This is a genomic window from Amycolatopsis sp. cmx-11-51, assembly GCF_047608665.1.
In the GTDB taxonomy this organism is placed as follows: Bacteria; Actinomycetota; Actinomycetes; order Mycobacteriales; family Pseudonocardiaceae; genus Amycolatopsis.
The window spans coordinates 14,316-30,489 of the sequence record NZ_JADNQO010000014.1 but is presented as its reverse complement, the minus strand read 5'-3'; the positions used below and the strand labels follow the sequence as shown (position 1 = coordinate 30,489).

Below are 16,174 nucleotides of genomic sequence, written 5' to 3'. Positions count from 1 at the left end.
ACTTTGCTCTCACCGCTACGGGTTGAGCCACCCCGCCGCCGCGACCAAACCGTTGCCCGTCACCTGGTGCCCACCGGGATGGCGGTGCGCGACGACGTCCGCGGAGCGCTCGCGCAGGTCGCGGGCCAGTCCCTCCGCCGACGCCATCGGCGCCATCGGATCGTGTTCGCCGTTCGACAGGAAGACCCGGGTACCGGACAGATCGAGTCGTGGCGGCGACGGAAGAGGCGACATCGCCGCGAACAACACGGCCTCCCCGACGGCGTCCGGGCGGAGCAGGGTGACGGCGGCGGCGATGTTGGCGCCGTTGGAGAAGCCGATGGCGACCAGCCGCCGGTCACCAAGGCCGTACTGCTCGCGCGAGGCGACCACGAAGTCGGCCAGCTGGTTCGCGCGGAAGACGACGTCCTCGTGGTCGAAAACGCCTTCCGCCAGCCGTCGGAACCACCGCGCCGCACCGTGTTCCGACACCGGCCCGGCGGGCGCGAGCAGCGCCGAGGCCGGGCTCAGCTGGCGGGCGAGCGGCACGAGGTCGTCCGGCCCGCCGCCGGTGCCGTGCAGGAGCAGCAGCACCGGCTCGTCCGGAGCCCCTTCGACGTACTTGTACTCCAGTGATTCCGGCGCCGTCATCGCGGGTTGTTCTCGCTCGGGAGGTCCAGCTTCGGCAGCATGGCTTCGATATCCTCGCGCTTGGGTTCCAGCCACGGCGGCAGTTTCAGCGCACGACCCAGTTCCAGAAGCGGTTCGTCGATCGCGAAGCCGGGTTCGTCGGTCGCGACTTCGAGCAGGGTGCCGCCCGGCTCGCGGAAGTAGATCGAGCGGAAGTACTGACGGTCCAAAATGGACGTCACGTGCACGCCGTCGTCGATCAGTTCGGCACGCCACGCGGCCTGGGTCTCCTCGTCCGGCGCGCGCCAGGCGACGTGGTGCACGGTGCCCGCCGCCACCAGGCCGCGCGGGGCGTCCGGCGTCACGAGGACGTCGACAAGCGCGCCGGGACCGCCTTCACCGGCGGAGAAACGCAGGCGATTGCCCTCCTGGCGCTCGAAGGCCAGGCCGAGCCCGTCGGTCAGCATCCCGGCCGTCGCGTCCTCTTTGGACACCGAGACCGTGACGGAGTGCAGGCCGCGGATGGCGTACTCGGCGGGGACGAGTTTCGTGTCCCACGGGTCGCGCGGGTCGCCCTGCGGATGCGCGACGAGCGAAAGCTTCAAGCCGTCCGGATCGAGGAAGGTGAGCGTCTCCTCGCCGTCGGAGTCGCGGATCTGACTCGTCTCGATGTGGCTCTCGGCTAGGTGCCGCTTCCACCAGCCGAGGGAGGTTTCGGGCACGGAGAACGACGTCGTGGTGGCCTGGCCGGTGCCGTGACGCCCCTTCGGCGCGTCCTTCCACGGGAAGAACGTCATCAGCGAACCGGGCTTGCCGGACTGGTCGCCGTAGTAGAGGTGGTACGTGCCGGGGTCGTCGAAGTTCACGGTGGTCTTCACCAGCCGCAGGCCGAGGGCCCTGGTGTAGAAGTCCGCGTTGCGCTGGGGATCGCCACCGATGGCGGTGACGTGGTGCAGGCCCGAAGTCTTGATCGACATGGTGCCCCTCCTCCGAAGTCCGGTGAACTCAAGCTAACCCGATAACCTCTCGCACGCAAGATATATTCCGGCAAGAGTTTCTGGTGTACTCTCACCCGCGTGACAGCGGAACCGAACGACGACGAAGTGGTCACGTGGTGGGGCCTGGTGATCGAGGGCTACCTGGCCACGCAGAACAAGCTGATGGGCGAGATCGCCGAACGGTTCGGCCTGGCGCCGGCGTCGTTCGACATCCTGCTGCGGCTCGTGCGGTCGCCGGAGCACCGGATGCCGATGACGCGGCTGGCCGTCGAGGCGGCGTTGTCCAGCGGCGGGTTCACCAAGGTCGCGGACAGACTGGTGGCCTCGGACCTCATCTGCCGCGTGCCCAGCCCGGACGACCGCCGCGTCACCTTCGCGGCGCTCACCGAACACGGTCTCGACGTCGCGCAGCAGGCACGGGAGGCGTGCGCGGAGATCCTGCGGCGTATCGTTCTGACCCCACTCGGTGACGACGCACCCGGCCTCGCCGAGGCCATGCGGACCCTGCGCACCGTCAACGGCGCGTGATGTCCATCTGATCACGCGTGTTCGCCATCTGATCACGCGAGTTGTCCATCTGATCACGCGAGTCGCCCGTCCAGCCACGCGAGCTTGGCTTGCGACATTGGCGATCACGCGTGATCGGGTGGCGATCACGCGTGATCAGATGGAGAACACGCGTGATCGGGTGGAGATCAGCCGGGTAGGGGGGAGGCGGGGTCTGACTGGTAGGCCCGGACCTCGTACATCTCCCGCACGAGTTCCCGGATCACGTTGCGCCGGATCTTCCCGGTCGCCGTCTTGGGTAGTTCGCCCAGCTCGACGACGCCGCGTGGCCGTTTGAACGACGCCAGCCCGGACCGGCAGAACTCGATCAGCTCGTCCGCGTCCAGCGGGCTGCCGGGTACGCCGACCACGCAGGCGACCGGTTTCTCGATACCGTCGGCGTCGAAAGCGGCCACGACCGCGACCTCGGCGACCGCCGGATGCTGCAGCAGCCGCTCTTCGACCTCGGTGGGCGACACCCAGATCCCACCCGGCTTCAGCATGTCGTTGAAGCGGCCGAGACAGGTGTAGCTCCCGTCCGCGTTGCGCACGAAGCTGTCGCCCGTCCGCAGCCATTCGCCCTGGAAGACCTGCTTCGTCGTCTCGTACCGCGCCCAGTACCCGGTCGCGATCGACGGCCCGGCGACGAACAGCTCACCGGGCTGTCCGTCCGGCACAGGCGCGCCTTGCTCGTCGCGCAGGGCGACCTCGTAACCGGGCACCGGCACTCCGGTGCTGCCCGGCCGCACCTGGTGCGGCCGGTTGGACAGGAAGACGTGCAACGCCTCCGTCGAGCCGATCCCGTCGAGGATCTCGACGCCGAACCGATCACGGAACCGTTCGTACAGCACGGAAGGCAACGGTTCCCCGGCCGAAACGGCCTGGCGCACCGAGCAGAACGTGTCGTCCGGGAGGTCACTGGCGAGCAGCGCCGCGTAGAAGGTCGGGACGGCGAAGAACAGCGTGGGCCGCTCCGCACGGACCCTGGCGGCGATCAGTCCGGGGGTCGGCCTGGCCGGTTCGAGCAGCGCCGTCCCGCCGGCCGCGAGCGGGAAGAACGCCGAATTCCCCAAACCGTAGGCGAAGAACAACTTCGGGACGGAAAGGAACCGGTCGTTCGGTCCGGTGTCGAGCACGCCGCGCGCGTACGTCTCACAGATCGCGCGGATGCCCGCGTGCCGGTGCATCGCGCCCTTCGGCTTGCCCGTCGTCCCCGAGGTGTACAGCCAGAGCGCGGGCGAGTCCTCCCAGGTCGGCGCCGGTTCGAAGCCGCCGTCATCCACTGTGGACAGATCGCCCCAGTCGTGCGCGCGGACCCCGGACTGCAGTTCGGCCGCCTTCGCCCTGTCCAGTACGACGTCGGTGACCTCCGGTGCCAGCCCCAGCGCGATCGTCGCCTGCGCGGCGAACTCGCCGGAAACGCACAGGACCCTTGCCCGTGAATCGGCCAGCACCTTGCCGAGGTCCAGCCCGGTGACCATGGTGGACACCGGCACCGCGACCGCTCCGGCCAGCATCGCGCCGAGGATCCCGGAGAGCAGTTCGACGTCGTCGACCATGCAGAACAGGACCCGCTCCTCCGGGCGGACGCCGATCGCCTTCAGTCCTGCCGCGACCCGGCGGGTTTCGGCCGCGAGCCCGGCATAGGTGAGACTCCGCCTCGGGGAAGTGACCGCGGCCTTCGCACCGTGTCCTTCCGTCAGATGCCGGTCGAGCAGGTAGCTCGTCGCGTTGAACCCGGTAGCTGCAGCGGTCACGGGCGCACCTTCAATCGGCTCAGCTCAGGTAAACGTATTCGTAGTCGAAGGGTTTCCCATTGATGCCCTGGCGTGGCGGCGCCACCCAGCTCGCGATCTTTCCTCGCTCGTAGACCGGGTGCATCAGCGATCGGACGAAGGTCAGGTCTTCGGGGGTGGGCAGCCACTTGCGTTTGCCGGCCGACCAGGTCCGCTCGTCGACTACGGTGCCGTCGGGCGTCACATGGTGGCCGGAGTTTATGCCGACTTCGCGATTGAATCCAGGGTGCGGGAGGACGAATCGGAAGTCGATCCCGGCGTCGGCCAGGATCTTGTTCCAGCGGTTGACCCCGGTCTGGCAGTCGGCGCGGTACTCCTCCCGCAGGTCCAGGTTCAGCAACAGGATGGCCTGCAGTTCTTCGGTCTCCCAGGTGCCGTCGGCCCTCGGCCTCGACAGCGACCCGGCGGCGTCGGTGAGCTTGTGGTCGTCCTTGCGGCGGGCCTCCTGCCAGCGGCCTTTCAGCCCGGCGGTGTAGTAGTTCGCCGCGTTGGTCGAAGTTTCGCTGCCGAACAGGTCGAGCGAGACGGTGTAGTGGAAGTTGAGGTAGCGCTGGATGAGATCCAGGGGGATCCCGCCGTGCCCGGCGATGTCGAAGGTGTCGTGCTCGCGGATCAGTTCGGCACCGCGGGTGACCACCCTGTCGACACCGGTGGTGCCGACGAACATGTGGTGCGCCTCTTCCTTGAGCATGAATTCACAAGTGCGGGAAAGCGGGTCGAAGCCGCTTTCCTTGAGGGTGCCGAGCTGATACTTGCCATCGCGATCGGTGAAATAGGTGAACATGTAGAACGCGAGCCAATCCGCGGTCTCTTCGTTGAAGGCGCCGAGGATGCGCGGGGCGTCCGGACTCCCGGAATTCCGGAGCAGGAGGCTTTCCGCTTCGTCGCGGCCTTCCCGGCCGAAGTAGGCGTGCAGCAGATACACCATCGCCCACAGGTGGCGGCCTTCTTCGACGTTGACCTGGAAGAGGTTCCGCAGATCGTAGAGGCTCGGCGCGGTCAGCCCCAGCAGTTTCTGCTGCTCGACCGACGCGGGTTCGGTGTCACCCTGGATGACGATGAGCCGCTGCAGTTCGGCACGGTATTCGCCGGGAACCTGGTGCCAGGCCGGTTCGCCCTGGTGCTCACCGAAGCCGATGACACGGTCCGGATCGCGCTCCGTGAGGAAGATCCCCCACCGGTAGTCGGGCACGTTGACGTGGTCGAAGTGCGCCCAGCCCTCCCTGCCGACGCTGATCGCGGTGCGCAGGTACACCCCTTGGGTCCGCAGCGTGGGACCCATTTCGCCCCACCAGTCCAAAAACTTCGGCTGCCATCCCTCCAGCGCCCGCTGGAGCCGCCGGTCCTTTGAGAGATCGACGTTGTTGGGGATCTTGGCGTCATAATCGATCTTGGTGGGCATGGGTTCAGACCCGTTTCCTGTCGAAGACGGCCTTCTGACCAGTACCGTAGCGACGCAGCGCGCCTTCGGGACCGGATGCGTTCGGACGGGTGAAGATCCAGTTCTGCCAGGCGGCGAGCCTGCCGAAGATCTTGCTTTCCAGCGTCTCAGGGCCGACGAACCGATGGTTCGCCTCCATTCCGGTCAAGGCGTCCGGGCTGAGCGAGGCCCGTCCTTCCAGCGCGATCCGGATCTCGTCCTCCCAATCGAGGTCGTCCGGGGCGTCGGTGACCAGGCCGAGTTCGTTCACCTCGGCCGGACTCAGCGGTTTGCCGCACTCTTCCGCGAGCCTGGTGACGTGATCCGGGTCGCCGAAGAACCGGGACTCGAGGCGGGATAGGCCGTTACCCATCGGGAAGCGGCCGAAGTTGGCTTCGGACAACGTGACCGACGCACGTTCTTCACTGTCTTCGTCGTCGATCGGCGGACCGTCCAAGATGTACTGCCGGTCCGCGGCGAGCGCGAGTTCCAGCAGGATCCCGGCGAAGCAGCTGCCAGGCTCGATGAGCGCGATCAGGCTGCGACCGGTGACGTCGAGCCGCTTCAGCGTCCGCTTGAAGTAGTGGACGATTTCGTTGCTCACACAGTCTTTCGCGTCGAACGCGGCGCGTTCGTGCGCGAGGACCTCGGCGGGGTCGCCTTCGGTGCGGAGCACCCAGGTACCGAGTTCGGGTTCGTTGGCACGCAGGCGAAGGATGACGTCGTCCAGCTCGCGGGTGACGTCCAGTAACCAGCCGTCGTCGTCTTCAGGCCCCTTCACGGTGATCGTCGCTTCGGCCGAACCAAGGGCGACGTCGACATAGCGATGTGTCAGCGGCGCCAATTCGACACCTACGCCGTCGAGCCGCTCGCTCGTCCGCGTGAGTTCCCGCGCCCTGGCCAGCACGGCGTCGCGGAATCCCTGCCGCGGCACGAGTTCGTCGACGAGCCGCCACTCGACGGCGGTCCGCCCCTTCACGCCGTCAGGACGGGTGGCGAAGACGTCGGCGAGATCCCGCCGCACCCCGCGTTTGTCGACCACCCTGGTGAGCCCGCCGGTTCCAGGGAGAACGCCGAGGAGCGGGACCTCTGGCAGGGCGACGGTCGAGGAGTTGTCGTCGACCAGCAGGATCTTTTCGCAGGCGAGCGCGATCTCGTAACCGCCGCCGGCACAGGTGCCGTTGACCGCGGCGACGTAGAGCTGCCCGGAGTGCGCGGTGGCGTCCTCCATGGCGTTGCGGGTCTCGTTGGTGAACTTGCAGAAGTTCACCTTCCACTCGTGCGACGACGACGCCAGCATGCGGATGTTCGCGCCGGCACAGAAGACGTTGTCCTTCGCGCTGGTCACGATGACCACGCGGACCTCGGGATGTTCGAACCGCAGCCGCTGTGTCGCGTCGTACAACTCGATGTCGACACCGAGGTCGTACGAGTTGAGCTTGAGCTCGTAACCCGGTACGAGACCACCGTCGGCGTCGACATCGAGTTCGAGCCACGCGACGTCGCCGTCGGTGGACAGGTTCCAGTGCCGGTAGCCGCTGGGATGACGTTCGAACGTCACCGATGTGGTCCGCGTCACCCCAACGATTGTCTACATCGCACTGATCATCGTCAATGTTGTGTAGAAAGTTGGTCAGTCACGGTCACCCGGTTGAGCTTCGCCGCCGCCCAGGTCACGAAGGCCCAGAGCAGCAGCGCGGCCGCCGTGTCAGTGTAGATCGTGGCGAACCAGAAGGCCGGAATCTGCGGCACGGCCACGAGGAAGTGGCCGAGGCTCGCCAGCCCGGACAGCGAGAAGACCATCAGGAAGGCGAGCGCCCGCCAATAACGTCCGCGCAGGTAGTCGCGGTAGCCGAGCACGCCGAACGTGGTGAAGAGGATGTAGGCGACGACGACCAGGGTGGCGGTGACGCCGACCGAGATCCCTTCGACCTGCGGGTAGTCCGCCGCCCTGAGCACGTTGTGCGCATAGTGCAGCGTGGTGGACAGCAGCGTGAAGGCCAGGATCAGCCGCAGCGCGGTGAGCCCCTTGCCCTGAAGAACGTCCATGTTCGCCCCCTTGCGATTTGATAGATCGCTCTAGCGAGAGCGTAGCGCATGGTGGGCTGGAGCTGAAGGGGACTTTCCCCGCATGCGATGCGGGGAAAGCGCCCTTCACCGCTTGAGACGCGGGCATGGCGTCCTTCAGCCCCCACCGGCGGGCGGTCGGAAATGTCGGTGGGGGCGCGTAAAGAAAGAGGAGTGCCCGAAGCGACCGTGCCCCTGATCGGGGTCGAGAACCTGAAGATGCCCGAGTGGGCCACGCCCGACGAGAACGTGGCCGACGCGGGGATGGTCAAGGCCATCCGCGCGCTCCCGTCCGCCATGGCCATCGTGCTGCGGCTGGCCTGGCGGACGTCGGCGCGGCTGACCCTGCTGGCCGCCGTCGTCCACGTCCTTTCCGGCTGTGTCACCGCGTTCGGCCTGCTGGCCACGGCGAACGTGTTCACCGCGCTGCTGGAGAACGGGCCCACGCCGGACAGGGTGGTGGAATCGCTGCCCGCGCTGGCGATCGTCGTCGGCACCTACGCGGTCCGCGCGCTGCTCGACACGGCGGTCGCCGCGGTCGAGGGCGCGCTCCGGCCGCGGGTCGTCACTTCGGCGGGCGACGAGGTCACCGCCGCGATGGTCCGGGTCCGGTTGCTGGCCTTCGAGGACGCCGACTTCCGGGAACTGGCCAGACAGGGCGCGCGGTACGGGGTCCGGTCGATCGAGATGAGCTTGCGCTGGATCGCGGATCTGACGTCGGCGCTGATCTCGCTGATCGCCGCGCTGGTGGCGGCGGGCCTGCTCAACCCGTGGCTCGCGCCGGTGCTGCTGCTCGCGGCGGCGGCGGACGGCTGGGCGGCGGCCAAGGTCGCGCGGCTGAACTACCGCCACTACCTCGACACCGTCGGCCGGAACATCCGGAAGGGCATCGTCGAAGAGGTGGCCACCTGGCGCACCTTCGCCCTCGAACGGCACGCGCTCACCCTGCAGGAGCCGTTGCTCCGTGAATACCGGCGGATCACCGAAAGCCTGATGCGCGAGGAGGTCCGGCTCGCGCATCGCAGCAACCTGGTCCGGCTGACCGGCCGCGCGGCGGCCGGGGTCGGCACCGCGATCGCGTATCTGGTGCTCGGTCTCCTGCTCTACAACGGGCAGATGGAGCTCGCCCTCGCCGGGACGGCCGCGCTCGCCATGCGGACGGCGTCGAACTCGCTGTCCATCACGATGCGCGCGGTGAACGCCCTGTACGAGGAGTCGTTCTACATCGCTTTCTTCCACCGGCTGCTTTGGGAGTCCGAAAAACGCAGCCCGCTGAAGGACGGGGTCACCGCTCCGCCTGATCCGGCGGAGATCCGGCTGGAAAACGTCAGTTTCACCTATCCCGGCCAGGAAACCCCCGCGTTGCGCGAGGTTTCGCTGACCATCCGGCGCGGCGAGGTGATCGCCCTCGTCGGCGAGAACGGTTCGGGCAAGACCACGCTGGGCAAACTGCTCACCGGGCTGTACCCGCCCTCGGAAGGAAAGGTGTCCTGGGACGACGTCGATCTCGCGGGCGCCGATCACGAGTCGGTGCACGCGAACATCGCCGTGATCGCCCAGGATCCCGCCGAATGGCCGATGACAGCGGAGCACAACGTGACCGTCGGCAGACTCGGCCGGGAGGACCCGGAACGCGCCGCCTGGCACGACGCGATCACCTCCTCCGGCGCCGACGAGGTGATCGAATCCCTGCCCACCAAAGAGAAAACGGTGCTGTCCAAGAAGTTCAACGACGGGCAGGACCTCTCCGGCGGGCAATGGCAGCGGATGGGCATCGCCCGCGGGATCTACCGTGACGCCGCCGTCCTGGTCGCCGACGAGCCGACGGCCGCGCTCGACGCGAAAGCCGAGGCCCGGGTCTTCGCCGGTTTGCGGCACGCGAGCGTCTCCGGGTCGGGCAGGCGCACGACGGTCCTGGTGACCCACCGGCTGGCCAACATCCGTTCCGCGGACCGGATCCTGGTGCTGGAGAAAGGGCGGCTGATCGAACAGGGCACGCATGCCGAACTCATCGAGGAAGGGGGTCTCTACCACGAGCTTTACGAGATCCAGGCTCGCGCGTATCGCGGCGGGTAGTCACACTGTCCCGATGCCGGAGACAATCGCCGAAGTGAACGGCAACGAGCTGTGTTACGAGACGTTCGGATCGCCGGAAGGCAGGCCGTTGCTGATGATCATGGGCCTGGCCTCGCAGATGATCTGGTGGGACGACGAACTCTGCGAGAACCTCGCGGCGAGGAGGTTCTTCGTCATCCGCTACGACAACCGGGACGCCGGCCGGTCCAGCCGGATGTCCGGACGGGTGAGCCTGCCGCTGGCCTACGCCCTGCGCACGGCGCCGTACTCGCTGAAGGACATGGCGGACGACGCCGCCGCGTTGCTGGACGAACTCGGCGTCGAGAGCGCGCATGTCGTGGGCGCGTCGATGGGCGGGATGGTCGCGCAGACACTGGCCATCGAGCATCCGGCACGGGTGCGTTCGCTGACGTCGATCATGTCGACCACCGGGAACCGGTTCGTCGGGCGCCCGAGCGCCAAGGCGATGCTGATGCTGCTTTCGGCTCCTCCGCGTGATCGCGAACAGTACGTCGACTCCCTGGTGCGCACGTTCCGCGTCATCGGTTCGCCGGGCTACCCCTTCGACGAGTCCCGGATGCGTGAACGCGCGGAACGGTCCTTCGATCGCGGCGTCAGTCCCGGCGGCACCGCGCGGCAGCTGGCGGCGATCGTGTCGAGCCGGGATCGTTTCCGCGCGTTGCGGAAACTCACCGTGCCCGCCCTCGTCGTGCACGGTTCGAAAGACCCGCTCGTCCACGTCTCCGGCGGCCGGGCCACCGCCCGCGCGCTGCGGGAGTCCGAATTGGACGTCGTCCCCGGCATGGGGCACGATCTCCCGCGCGCGATCTGGCCGCGGCTGGTACGCGGCCTGGTCCGGACGGCCGGCCGCGCCGAGGTCAAGACCCGGCCAGCGTGATCGAGCCCAAATGCGAGAAGTGCGCCGCCACCCGTGAACCCGGGCGCAGCTCGACGGCGTCGGTCATCCCGCCGGTGAGCACGATCCAACCCGGCTCCAAGGCGAGCCCGCGCGCACCGAGGGCGTTGGCCGCCAGCGCCAGGGCCTCCGCCGGATGGCCCTGCACGGCGGCGCCGGTGGCGGTGTCGACGATGGCCCCGTCGACCTCCAAAAGCACCGCCTCCAGCGAAAGATCCAGCGTGGAAGGCGCGACGCCGACCGGACCGAGCGTGAAGTACGCGGAGAAACCGTTGTCCGCCACGGCGTCCGGCAGCTTGAACCGGTAGTCGCGGTACCGGCTGTCGATGATCTCGACGCCCCCGTGGACCCGGTCCACCGCCGCCATCGCGGTCGCCGCGGTCACGCCGGGGCCCGCGAGTCGTTTCCCCAGCACGAAAACCAGCTCGGGCTCCGCACGCGGGTGGATCAACGACGGCACTCCGGCGCCGGCGGGCAGGACCATCGCGTCGGTCAGCCACGCGAGCAACGGCGAGTCGACACCCATGCTTCGCCGCATCGCCCGTGAGGTCATGCCCAGCTTGACTCCGACGACGGTCTCACCGCGCGCCCGCCGAAGCCGCAAAGCCTCGTCCTGGATCGCGTACGCGGTATCGACATCCAAAGCGGGCCACGCGTCGGTCAGCGGCTCGCGTTCTTCCCCGGACAGCAGCGCTTCCGCCGCCTCTCGCACACCAAGGCTCACGGCCGCTCCTTCCCGGAGAACTTCGCGGTGACACTGCCGAGCCCCGCCATCGTCGCGACGACGGTGTCGCCAGGGCTCACCGGGATCGCGCGCGTCATCGAACCCGGCAGGACGACATGCCCCGGTTCGAGTGCGACACCGAGCGGCCCGACCGTGTTCGCGAGCCACACCAGCGCGTTCACCGGTGAACCGAGGACGGCGCCACCGGCACCGGTGGCCGCGATCCCGCCGTTCCGGTGCAGGACGCACCCCACCAGCCGCAGGTCGAGGTCGCCGATCGCGGTCGGCCTGCCGCCGAGGACGACCCCGCCCGAGGACGCGTTGTCCGCGATGGTGTCGACGATGCTGATCTTCCAGTCCTGGATGCGAGAATCGACGATCTCCAGCGCCGGGACGACGAAGTCCACCGCCCGCAGCGCGTCCGCCACCGTGACGCCGGGGCCGCGCAGCCGCGAGCCGAGCACGAACGCGATCTCCGGTTCGATCTTCGGCTGCAGGAAACCGCCGATCGGGATCGGCTGGTGTTCGAGGTGGAACATCGAGCCGGTCAACTGCCCGTAGTCGGGCTGGTCGACACCCATCTGCCGCTGCATGGCGGCGGAAGCGAGACCGACCTTGTGCCCGCGAACGCCGTCGCCGCGTTCGGCCCAATGGCGGACGAGCCGCTGCTGGATGCGGTACGCGTCCTCCAGGGTCGCGGCGGGATACGTCTCGATCAGCGGCGCGATCGGCTTGCCGGTCTCGTACGCGCTGAGCAGCGCGGCCGCGGCCTCCTGCAGCGTGCTGGTGTCCATGGGCTCCTTCCGACAGCCGAACTCTGCCCCCTCACCCTGGCCCGCACAAGACGCCCGTTCCACTGGCCGGTACGGCGAGATTGGGCCGAAAGTGTCTTGTGCGACCGCGATCATCACCTAGCCTGCTCCCATGTCCGACTGGTCCCTCTCACGGGCGAAGACGAGGATCGACCGGCGTGAGGAGCTCGACGAGCTCACCGCGCGCATCCGGTACGAGGTGCGGGTGCATCTCAACGAGCCCACGGCGCACACGGCCTACGACGAGCTGACCGACATCTTCGCCATCGGGCACGCGGAGTGTTCAGCGCTGCTGAAGCACCGCCGCGTCCTGCCGCTGTGGGAACGGCTGCTGCTCAGCCGCTACACCCGCCGCCTGTACGGCAAGGCGCTCGCGGGGACCGTGGGTGACCTCCCCGCCGACGCGGGGCCCGCTCCCGCGACCGCGTTCGGCCAGGAGATCGCCTCCCTGGCCCCGGATTCCGGTGACACCGGCGCGAAGTACGACATGCAGGGCCGTGGCCTGGTCAACGTCTTCCGGATCGCCGCCGGGAGGCACGGTGAGAGCTGGCCGGACCGCCACGACGTCGCGTCGACGTCCGCGCGCAGCGTCCTGACCTGTTCCGCGGTCTTCCTGCGGCGCCGCGCCTGGCACGTCGTCTGGCCGGTGTACCGGGTGCGCGGCCTCCGGCTGTGGAAGCTCTAGGAAGACCAGGAGCTGAAGGGGATTTCCCCTCGTCTCTCGCCAGGGCAACGGCAAAGTCGAGATCTCGCAAGTCAAGCGGGTCGTGAGTGGCGTTTCGGCTGCTGGCGAGGAGGCCGAAGGCTTCCTCGCCGTTTCGTGGCGACGGCCACAGCGAGGCGGATTTCGTAGGTGGTCCGGGGCTCGTTCATGAAGGAATCGGGACGCTCGATGTCCCGATTCCTCCATGGACGCGGGTGGCACTCGAGGGTAGGCGAATACCGTCCGCACTCACGCTGTTCACCACTCACGACCAGCCAGCACTCGCACGCGAGGAAGCCCCCTTCAGCCTCCAGGAATTCCCGTACGCCCACCGTGGTTGAACCCGGTATGACCGATCGCGCCACCGAAATCCTCGCCGGATCGAAGACGATCGCCGTCGTGGGGCTGAGCCGCGATCCGGCCAAGTCCTCGCACGGGGTCGCCGCCGTGCTGCAGGCACACGGGTTCCGGATCATCCCCGTCCATCCTTCGGCCGACGAGCTGCTGGGCGAGAAGGCCTACCGCTCGCTCACCGACATCCCGGAGCCCGTCGACCTCGTCGACGTCTTCCGCCCGTCCGAGGACACTCCGCCGATCGCCGAACAGGCCGTCGCGATCGGCGCGAAGGCGCTCTGGCTGCAGCAGGGGATCGTCTCCGCCGAGTCCCGCCGGATCGCCGAAGAAGGCGGCTTGGACTACGTCGAAGACCGCTGCACGGCGGTCGTCCGAGCGGTCTCGAACCTCTCGGTGCGTTAGAAACGGACTCCACGACCGAAACCCTCGCCGCGATTTCCGGCGAGGGTTCTTTCATATCCGTGAACAGAAAAATGACCCCTGAAGTCATACACCGAACCGGGACCGACGAATGGATTGGTCCAAACCGGTGATCTTGACCAGATGCCCCGAGCTGGGAAAACTTGTCCGGTCGACAGTTTGTTAAGAAACCTTCCCAACGTCGGATCGAGCTGTTAACGTCCGAATCCGCTTAGCGGCAACAGGTACCGGCCATCGGTACCCCGGTCCAACGGAGGGGCGAAGTGGGCACACCACGGGGCCTGGATTCCAGTGGCACACTCGAGCGCGGACTAGCGGTTCTCGAGCACGTCGGCCAGAACCAGGAGATTTCCACCAACGCGATCGCCAGGCAACTGGGTCTCTCCCGGAGCGCCGCCTACCGCATCGTCGGCACCCTCAAGAACCTCGAATACCTCGAAGCCGATCGCGCCACCGGCCGCGTGCGGCTCGGCACCCGGCTGGTCGAACTCGGCGCCCGCGCGATGGCGGCGACCGATCTCCACCGGTGCGCGCCGCGGTATCTCGCGTCGCTCGCCGAACGGAGTGGGGAGACGACGTATCTCGCCGTCCCGGACAACGACACGATGGTCTACGTCGCCACCGAACGCAGCGCCAACGCCGTCACCCTCGCCTGCCGCCTCGGCACCCGCCGCCCGCAGCACGCGACTTCGCTGGGCAAGGCGTGGCTGGCGGCACTGCCCGAACAGGACCGGGTCGAACGCATCCGCCGGATGAAACTCGACAGCCTCACGCTCAAGACGATCAACGACCCGGCCCGGCTCCTCGACGACCTGGCCAGGACGAGCCGTCGCGGCTGGGCCGTGGACGAGGTCGAGAACGAGCCCGACGTCGGCTGCGTTGCCGCCGCCGTCCGCGACCACACCGGACGGCCGATCGCGGCGATCAGCATCGCGGGCCCGGCGGGCCGGGTGCTCCGCCGAACCGACGAACTGGGCGCGACCGTGGCGGGCACGGCCGCCGCGTTGTCGCTCCGGCTGGGGTACGTGCGGGCGCGAAGGGCCTGAGGTGGCCGGCGGCGTTGCCGATCATCGTGCTCCTGGCAGTTCGTCGTCGGTGACCGGGTCACGCCAGCGGTACGAGAAGTCGGTCATCCGGGCAGCATCCCCGAAATGATCATTTCGCGTCAATCATTGGAAGATCTCCGAGAATGTCCACAATGGTCATCTGATCTTTACCGGCGACTGGTCTGGATGGATGAACGGATGGTTCGTTCACCCGAATGAGAACTACCGTCGTCCTCATGCCCATGACGCTGATCAAAGGTACGTTCCAGCTTGCCGGAGCCTCACCGGACGGCGATTCGGTGCGGTTCTATCCCGAAGACCCCGAGGCGACCAAGAAAGCGGGCCTGAAGGTCCGGCTCAATTCCCGGGGCGGGATGCAGTTGCGGCTCGACGCGATCGACGCGCTCGAAACGCATTACCAGGCCAGGGGAACCGGCGGGATGTGGCACCAGCCCGCGGAATTCGCCGACGCCGCCGCGGCGAACCTGCTGAAGGCTCTCGGCTTCGAAACCGTCGAACGCGACGAACGGGGAAGAGTCACCTCCTCGACCCCGATCAAGGTATCGGGTCACATACTGACGCGATTCGCGGACAAATACGGACGAGCGGTGGCGTTCGCCTTTCCCGGACAACGGCCGGGAAGGTCGGCGGACCTTTCCAGGGTCCATCTCGACGTCAAAACACTGAAGAACTCCGCGAACCACCGCCAGGTCGCGGACGGACTCGCCTACCCGACGTTCTATTCACTGCTTTTCCCCGATCTCCGTGACGCCTTGGCCGAAGCGGCGGGCAAGGCACGTCAAGACGGACTCGGGCTGTGGCCGCACGACGTCACGAACTCCGGGTTCAAGCTCTCGTCCCGGCGGCAGCTGGCCGACGAGCTGGTGATCCTGCCGAAACTGTTCCGGCGGCTCGTCGACTACCTCGCGCTCGACGAAAGCGGCGGGGTCTCCTTGACCGGGTTCTCCGACTTCCTCGATTCCCGCGACGACCGGTTGTTCACCGTCCCGGACGGGCACGCCACGGAATTCGAGACCTTGGTGAGCGTGAAACGACAGACCGTGCGTCTGACGATCGAACCGGAGCGGATCGTCTTCATCGAGGCCTGAAACGCCCGGTGTGGGCAAAAAGACCGTACCTGCGTCCCCCTCCGCCGTGCTCATCTGAAAGGTGGAGAGGGAGCCGATGCGAGTACACGGTTCGCGGCGGTCGGAGGAGGCCGGCGGGCGGATGGAGACAGCCTCGAAACTCAGGGACGCCATCCGCGTCCTGGTGGTGCGCTACTGCCGGGCGCGGATCGGACGAAGATCGGGAACTTACGACGCCGCCGACGCGGTCGCGAAGAACACTTGTCTCGCGATCGTCGCCAGCGCGGGCGAGGCGCCCGCGCCCCTCGCGTTCGCCTATGACGTCGCGCGCGGCCACGTCGACGATTTCCACCGGACCGCCGCCGAACTGCCGAATCCGCTTTCGGGGCTGCCGGGGCAGCAACGCGAGATCATGGTGCTGCGGTCGCTCGTCGGGCTTTCCACCGACGACACCGCGCTGGCGCTCGGGTGCTCCGTGCAGGCCGTCCGGCTTGGCCAGCACCGCGCCCTGACCGCCCTGCGCCCCGCCCCCGCCTGACCCTGCTCGCGTGGCCGACGGTGGGGTGATGGGGCCCTTCGCCTCGTCTGATGTGGCGAAG

16 protein-coding genes are annotated in these 16,174 nt (G+C 67.8%); 8 read left to right on the top strand and 8 right to left on the bottom strand.

Going from position 1 to position 16,174, the window contains the following annotated elements; all coding sequences use genetic code 11:
- Positions 1-15: 15 nt before the first annotated feature.
- Positions 16-630, bottom strand: a complete 615-nt coding sequence (locus ACM6LU_RS32020; protein WP_414941549.1) for an alpha/beta hydrolase — start codon at positions 628-630, stop codon at positions 16-18.
- A complete protein-coding gene (locus tag ACM6LU_RS32015) occupies positions 627-1,586 on the bottom strand; it encodes a ring-cleaving dioxygenase (protein WP_414941548.1) in 960 nt (319 codons plus the stop codon). The genes ACM6LU_RS32020 and ACM6LU_RS32015 overlap by 4 nt, the downstream gene beginning before the upstream one ends.
- Before the next feature lie 99 nt (positions 1,587-1,685).
- On the opposite strand from ACM6LU_RS32015, the gene ACM6LU_RS32010 reads away from it, so the two are divergent.
- Positions 1,686-2,135: a MarR family winged helix-turn-helix transcriptional regulator gene (locus tag ACM6LU_RS32010; protein WP_414941547.1), complete on the top strand. Its 450-nt coding sequence runs from the start codon at positions 1,686-1,688 to the stop codon at positions 2,133-2,135.
- Positions 2,136-2,302: 167 nt separating this feature from the next.
- Here the strand turns inward: ACM6LU_RS32010 and ACM6LU_RS32005 are convergent, their stop codons facing one another.
- Genes ACM6LU_RS32005 through ACM6LU_RS31990 form a run of 4 tightly spaced genes read right to left on the bottom strand, consistent with a single transcriptional unit; the run spans position 2,303 to position 7,418 of the window.
- Positions 2,303-3,910 (bottom strand): benzoate-CoA ligase family protein, encoded by a 1,608-nt coding sequence (locus ACM6LU_RS32005; protein ID WP_414941546.1) that lies wholly within the window; start codon positions 3,908-3,910, stop codon positions 2,303-2,305.
- 19 nt (positions 3,911-3,929) lie between these two features.
- Positions 3,930-5,351, bottom strand: coding sequence for a benzoyl-CoA 2,3-epoxidase subunit BoxB (boxB, locus tag ACM6LU_RS32000; protein ID WP_414941545.1), 1,422 nt, complete (start codon positions 5,349-5,351; stop codon positions 3,930-3,932).
- Positions 5,352-5,355: 4 nt separating this feature from the next.
- Positions 5,356-6,948 (bottom strand): 2,3-epoxybenzoyl-CoA dihydrolase, encoded by a 1,593-nt coding sequence (boxC, locus tag ACM6LU_RS31995; RefSeq protein ID WP_414941544.1) that lies wholly within the window; start codon positions 6,946-6,948, stop codon positions 5,356-5,358.
- A 32-nt stretch (positions 6,949-6,980) separates the two neighbouring features.
- The gene (locus ACM6LU_RS31990; protein ID WP_414941543.1) at positions 6,981-7,418 is read right to left on the bottom strand and encodes a hypothetical protein; all 438 of its coding nucleotides are present in this window, start codon (positions 7,416-7,418) and stop codon (positions 6,981-6,983) included.
- A gap of 192 nt (positions 7,419-7,610) precedes the next feature.
- Between ACM6LU_RS31990 and ACM6LU_RS31985 the strand changes: the two genes are divergently transcribed.
- Positions 7,611-9,512, top strand: a complete 1,902-nt coding sequence (locus ACM6LU_RS31985) for an ABC transporter ATP-binding protein (RefSeq protein ID WP_414941542.1) — start codon at positions 7,611-7,613, stop codon at positions 9,510-9,512.
- 13 nt (positions 9,513-9,525) lie between these two features.
- Positions 9,526-10,410, top strand: coding sequence for an alpha/beta fold hydrolase (locus ACM6LU_RS31980; protein ID WP_414941541.1), 885 nt, complete (start codon positions 9,526-9,528; stop codon positions 10,408-10,410).
- On the opposite strand, the gene ACM6LU_RS31975 is transcribed toward ACM6LU_RS31980, so the two are convergent.
- Together ACM6LU_RS31975 and ACM6LU_RS31970 are read right to left on the bottom strand one after the other, a co-directional pair.
- Entirely contained in the window at positions 10,391-11,152 is a 762-nt protein-coding gene (locus ACM6LU_RS31975; protein ID WP_414941540.1) for a 2-keto-4-pentenoate hydratase, read from the bottom strand. The genes ACM6LU_RS31980 and ACM6LU_RS31975 overlap by 20 nt on opposite strands.
- Positions 11,149-11,946: a 2-keto-4-pentenoate hydratase gene (locus ACM6LU_RS31970; RefSeq protein ID WP_414941539.1), complete on the bottom strand. Its 798-nt coding sequence runs from the start codon at positions 11,944-11,946 to the stop codon at positions 11,149-11,151. The genes ACM6LU_RS31975 and ACM6LU_RS31970 overlap by 4 nt, the downstream gene beginning before the upstream one ends.
- Positions 11,947-12,076: 130 nt before the next feature.
- Between ACM6LU_RS31970 and ACM6LU_RS31965 the strand changes: the two genes are divergently transcribed.
- The 5 genes from ACM6LU_RS31965 to ACM6LU_RS31945 all read left to right on the top strand — a co-directional run bounded on the left by ACM6LU_RS31965 (position 12,077) and on the right by ACM6LU_RS31945 (position 16,113).
- Positions 12,077-12,649 (top strand): hypothetical protein, encoded by a 573-nt coding sequence (locus ACM6LU_RS31965; RefSeq protein WP_414941538.1) that lies wholly within the window; start codon positions 12,077-12,079, stop codon positions 12,647-12,649.
- A 366-nt stretch (positions 12,650-13,015) separates the two neighbouring features.
- On the top strand, positions 13,016-13,423 hold the full coding sequence (locus ACM6LU_RS31960) for a CoA-binding protein (RefSeq protein WP_414941537.1): 408 nt from the start codon (positions 13,016-13,018) through the stop codon (positions 13,421-13,423).
- 281 nt (positions 13,424-13,704) lie between these two features.
- Entirely contained in the window at positions 13,705-14,487 is a 783-nt protein-coding gene (locus tag ACM6LU_RS31955; RefSeq protein ID WP_414941536.1) for an IclR family transcriptional regulator, read from the top strand.
- 236 nt (positions 14,488-14,723) lie between these two features.
- Positions 14,724-15,596, top strand: coding sequence for a nuclease (locus ACM6LU_RS31950; RefSeq protein ID WP_414941535.1), 873 nt, complete (start codon positions 14,724-14,726; stop codon positions 15,594-15,596).
- A gap of 121 nt (positions 15,597-15,717) precedes the next feature.
- Positions 15,718-16,113 carry a sigma factor-like helix-turn-helix DNA-binding protein gene (locus ACM6LU_RS31945; RefSeq protein WP_414941534.1) on the top strand — a complete coding sequence of 132 codons (396 nt, stop codon included), beginning with the start codon at positions 15,718-15,720 and terminating at the stop codon, positions 16,111-16,113.
- Positions 16,114-16,174 lie beyond the last annotated feature (61 nt).

Bases quoted from the DNA above. Each gene is read 5' to 3' on its own strand.
- ACM6LU_RS31960 (WP_414941537.1), top strand. From the start codon at position 13,016: ATGACCGATCGCGCCACCGAAATCCTCGCCGGATCGAAGACGATCGCC.
- ACM6LU_RS31945 (WP_414941534.1), top strand. From the start codon at position 15,718: ATGGAGACAGCCTCGAAACTCAGGGACGCCATCCGCGTCCTGGTGGTG.
- ACM6LU_RS32020 (WP_414941549.1), bottom strand. From the start codon at position 630: ATGACGGCGCCGGAATCACTGGAGTACAAGTACGTCGAAGGGGCTCCG.
- ACM6LU_RS31980 (WP_414941541.1), top strand. From the start codon at position 9,526: ATGCCGGAGACAATCGCCGAAGTGAACGGCAACGAGCTGTGTTACGAG.
- ACM6LU_RS31950 (WP_414941535.1), top strand. From the start codon at position 14,724: ATGCCCATGACGCTGATCAAAGGTACGTTCCAGCTTGCCGGAGCCTCA.
- ACM6LU_RS31965 (WP_414941538.1), top strand. From the start codon at position 12,077: ATGTCCGACTGGTCCCTCTCACGGGCGAAGACGAGGATCGACCGGCGT.
- ACM6LU_RS31970 (WP_414941539.1), bottom strand. From the start codon at position 11,946: ATGGACACCAGCACGCTGCAGGAGGCCGCGGCCGCGCTGCTCAGCGCG.
- ACM6LU_RS31990 (WP_414941543.1), bottom strand. From the start codon at position 7,418: ATGGACGTTCTTCAGGGCAAGGGGCTCACCGCGCTGCGGCTGATCCTG.
- ACM6LU_RS32015 (WP_414941548.1), bottom strand. From the start codon at position 1,586: ATGTCGATCAAGACTTCGGGCCTGCACCACGTCACCGCCATCGGTGGC.
- boxB (WP_414941545.1), bottom strand. From the start codon at position 5,351: ATGCCCACCAAGATCGATTATGACGCCAAGATCCCCAACAACGTCGAT.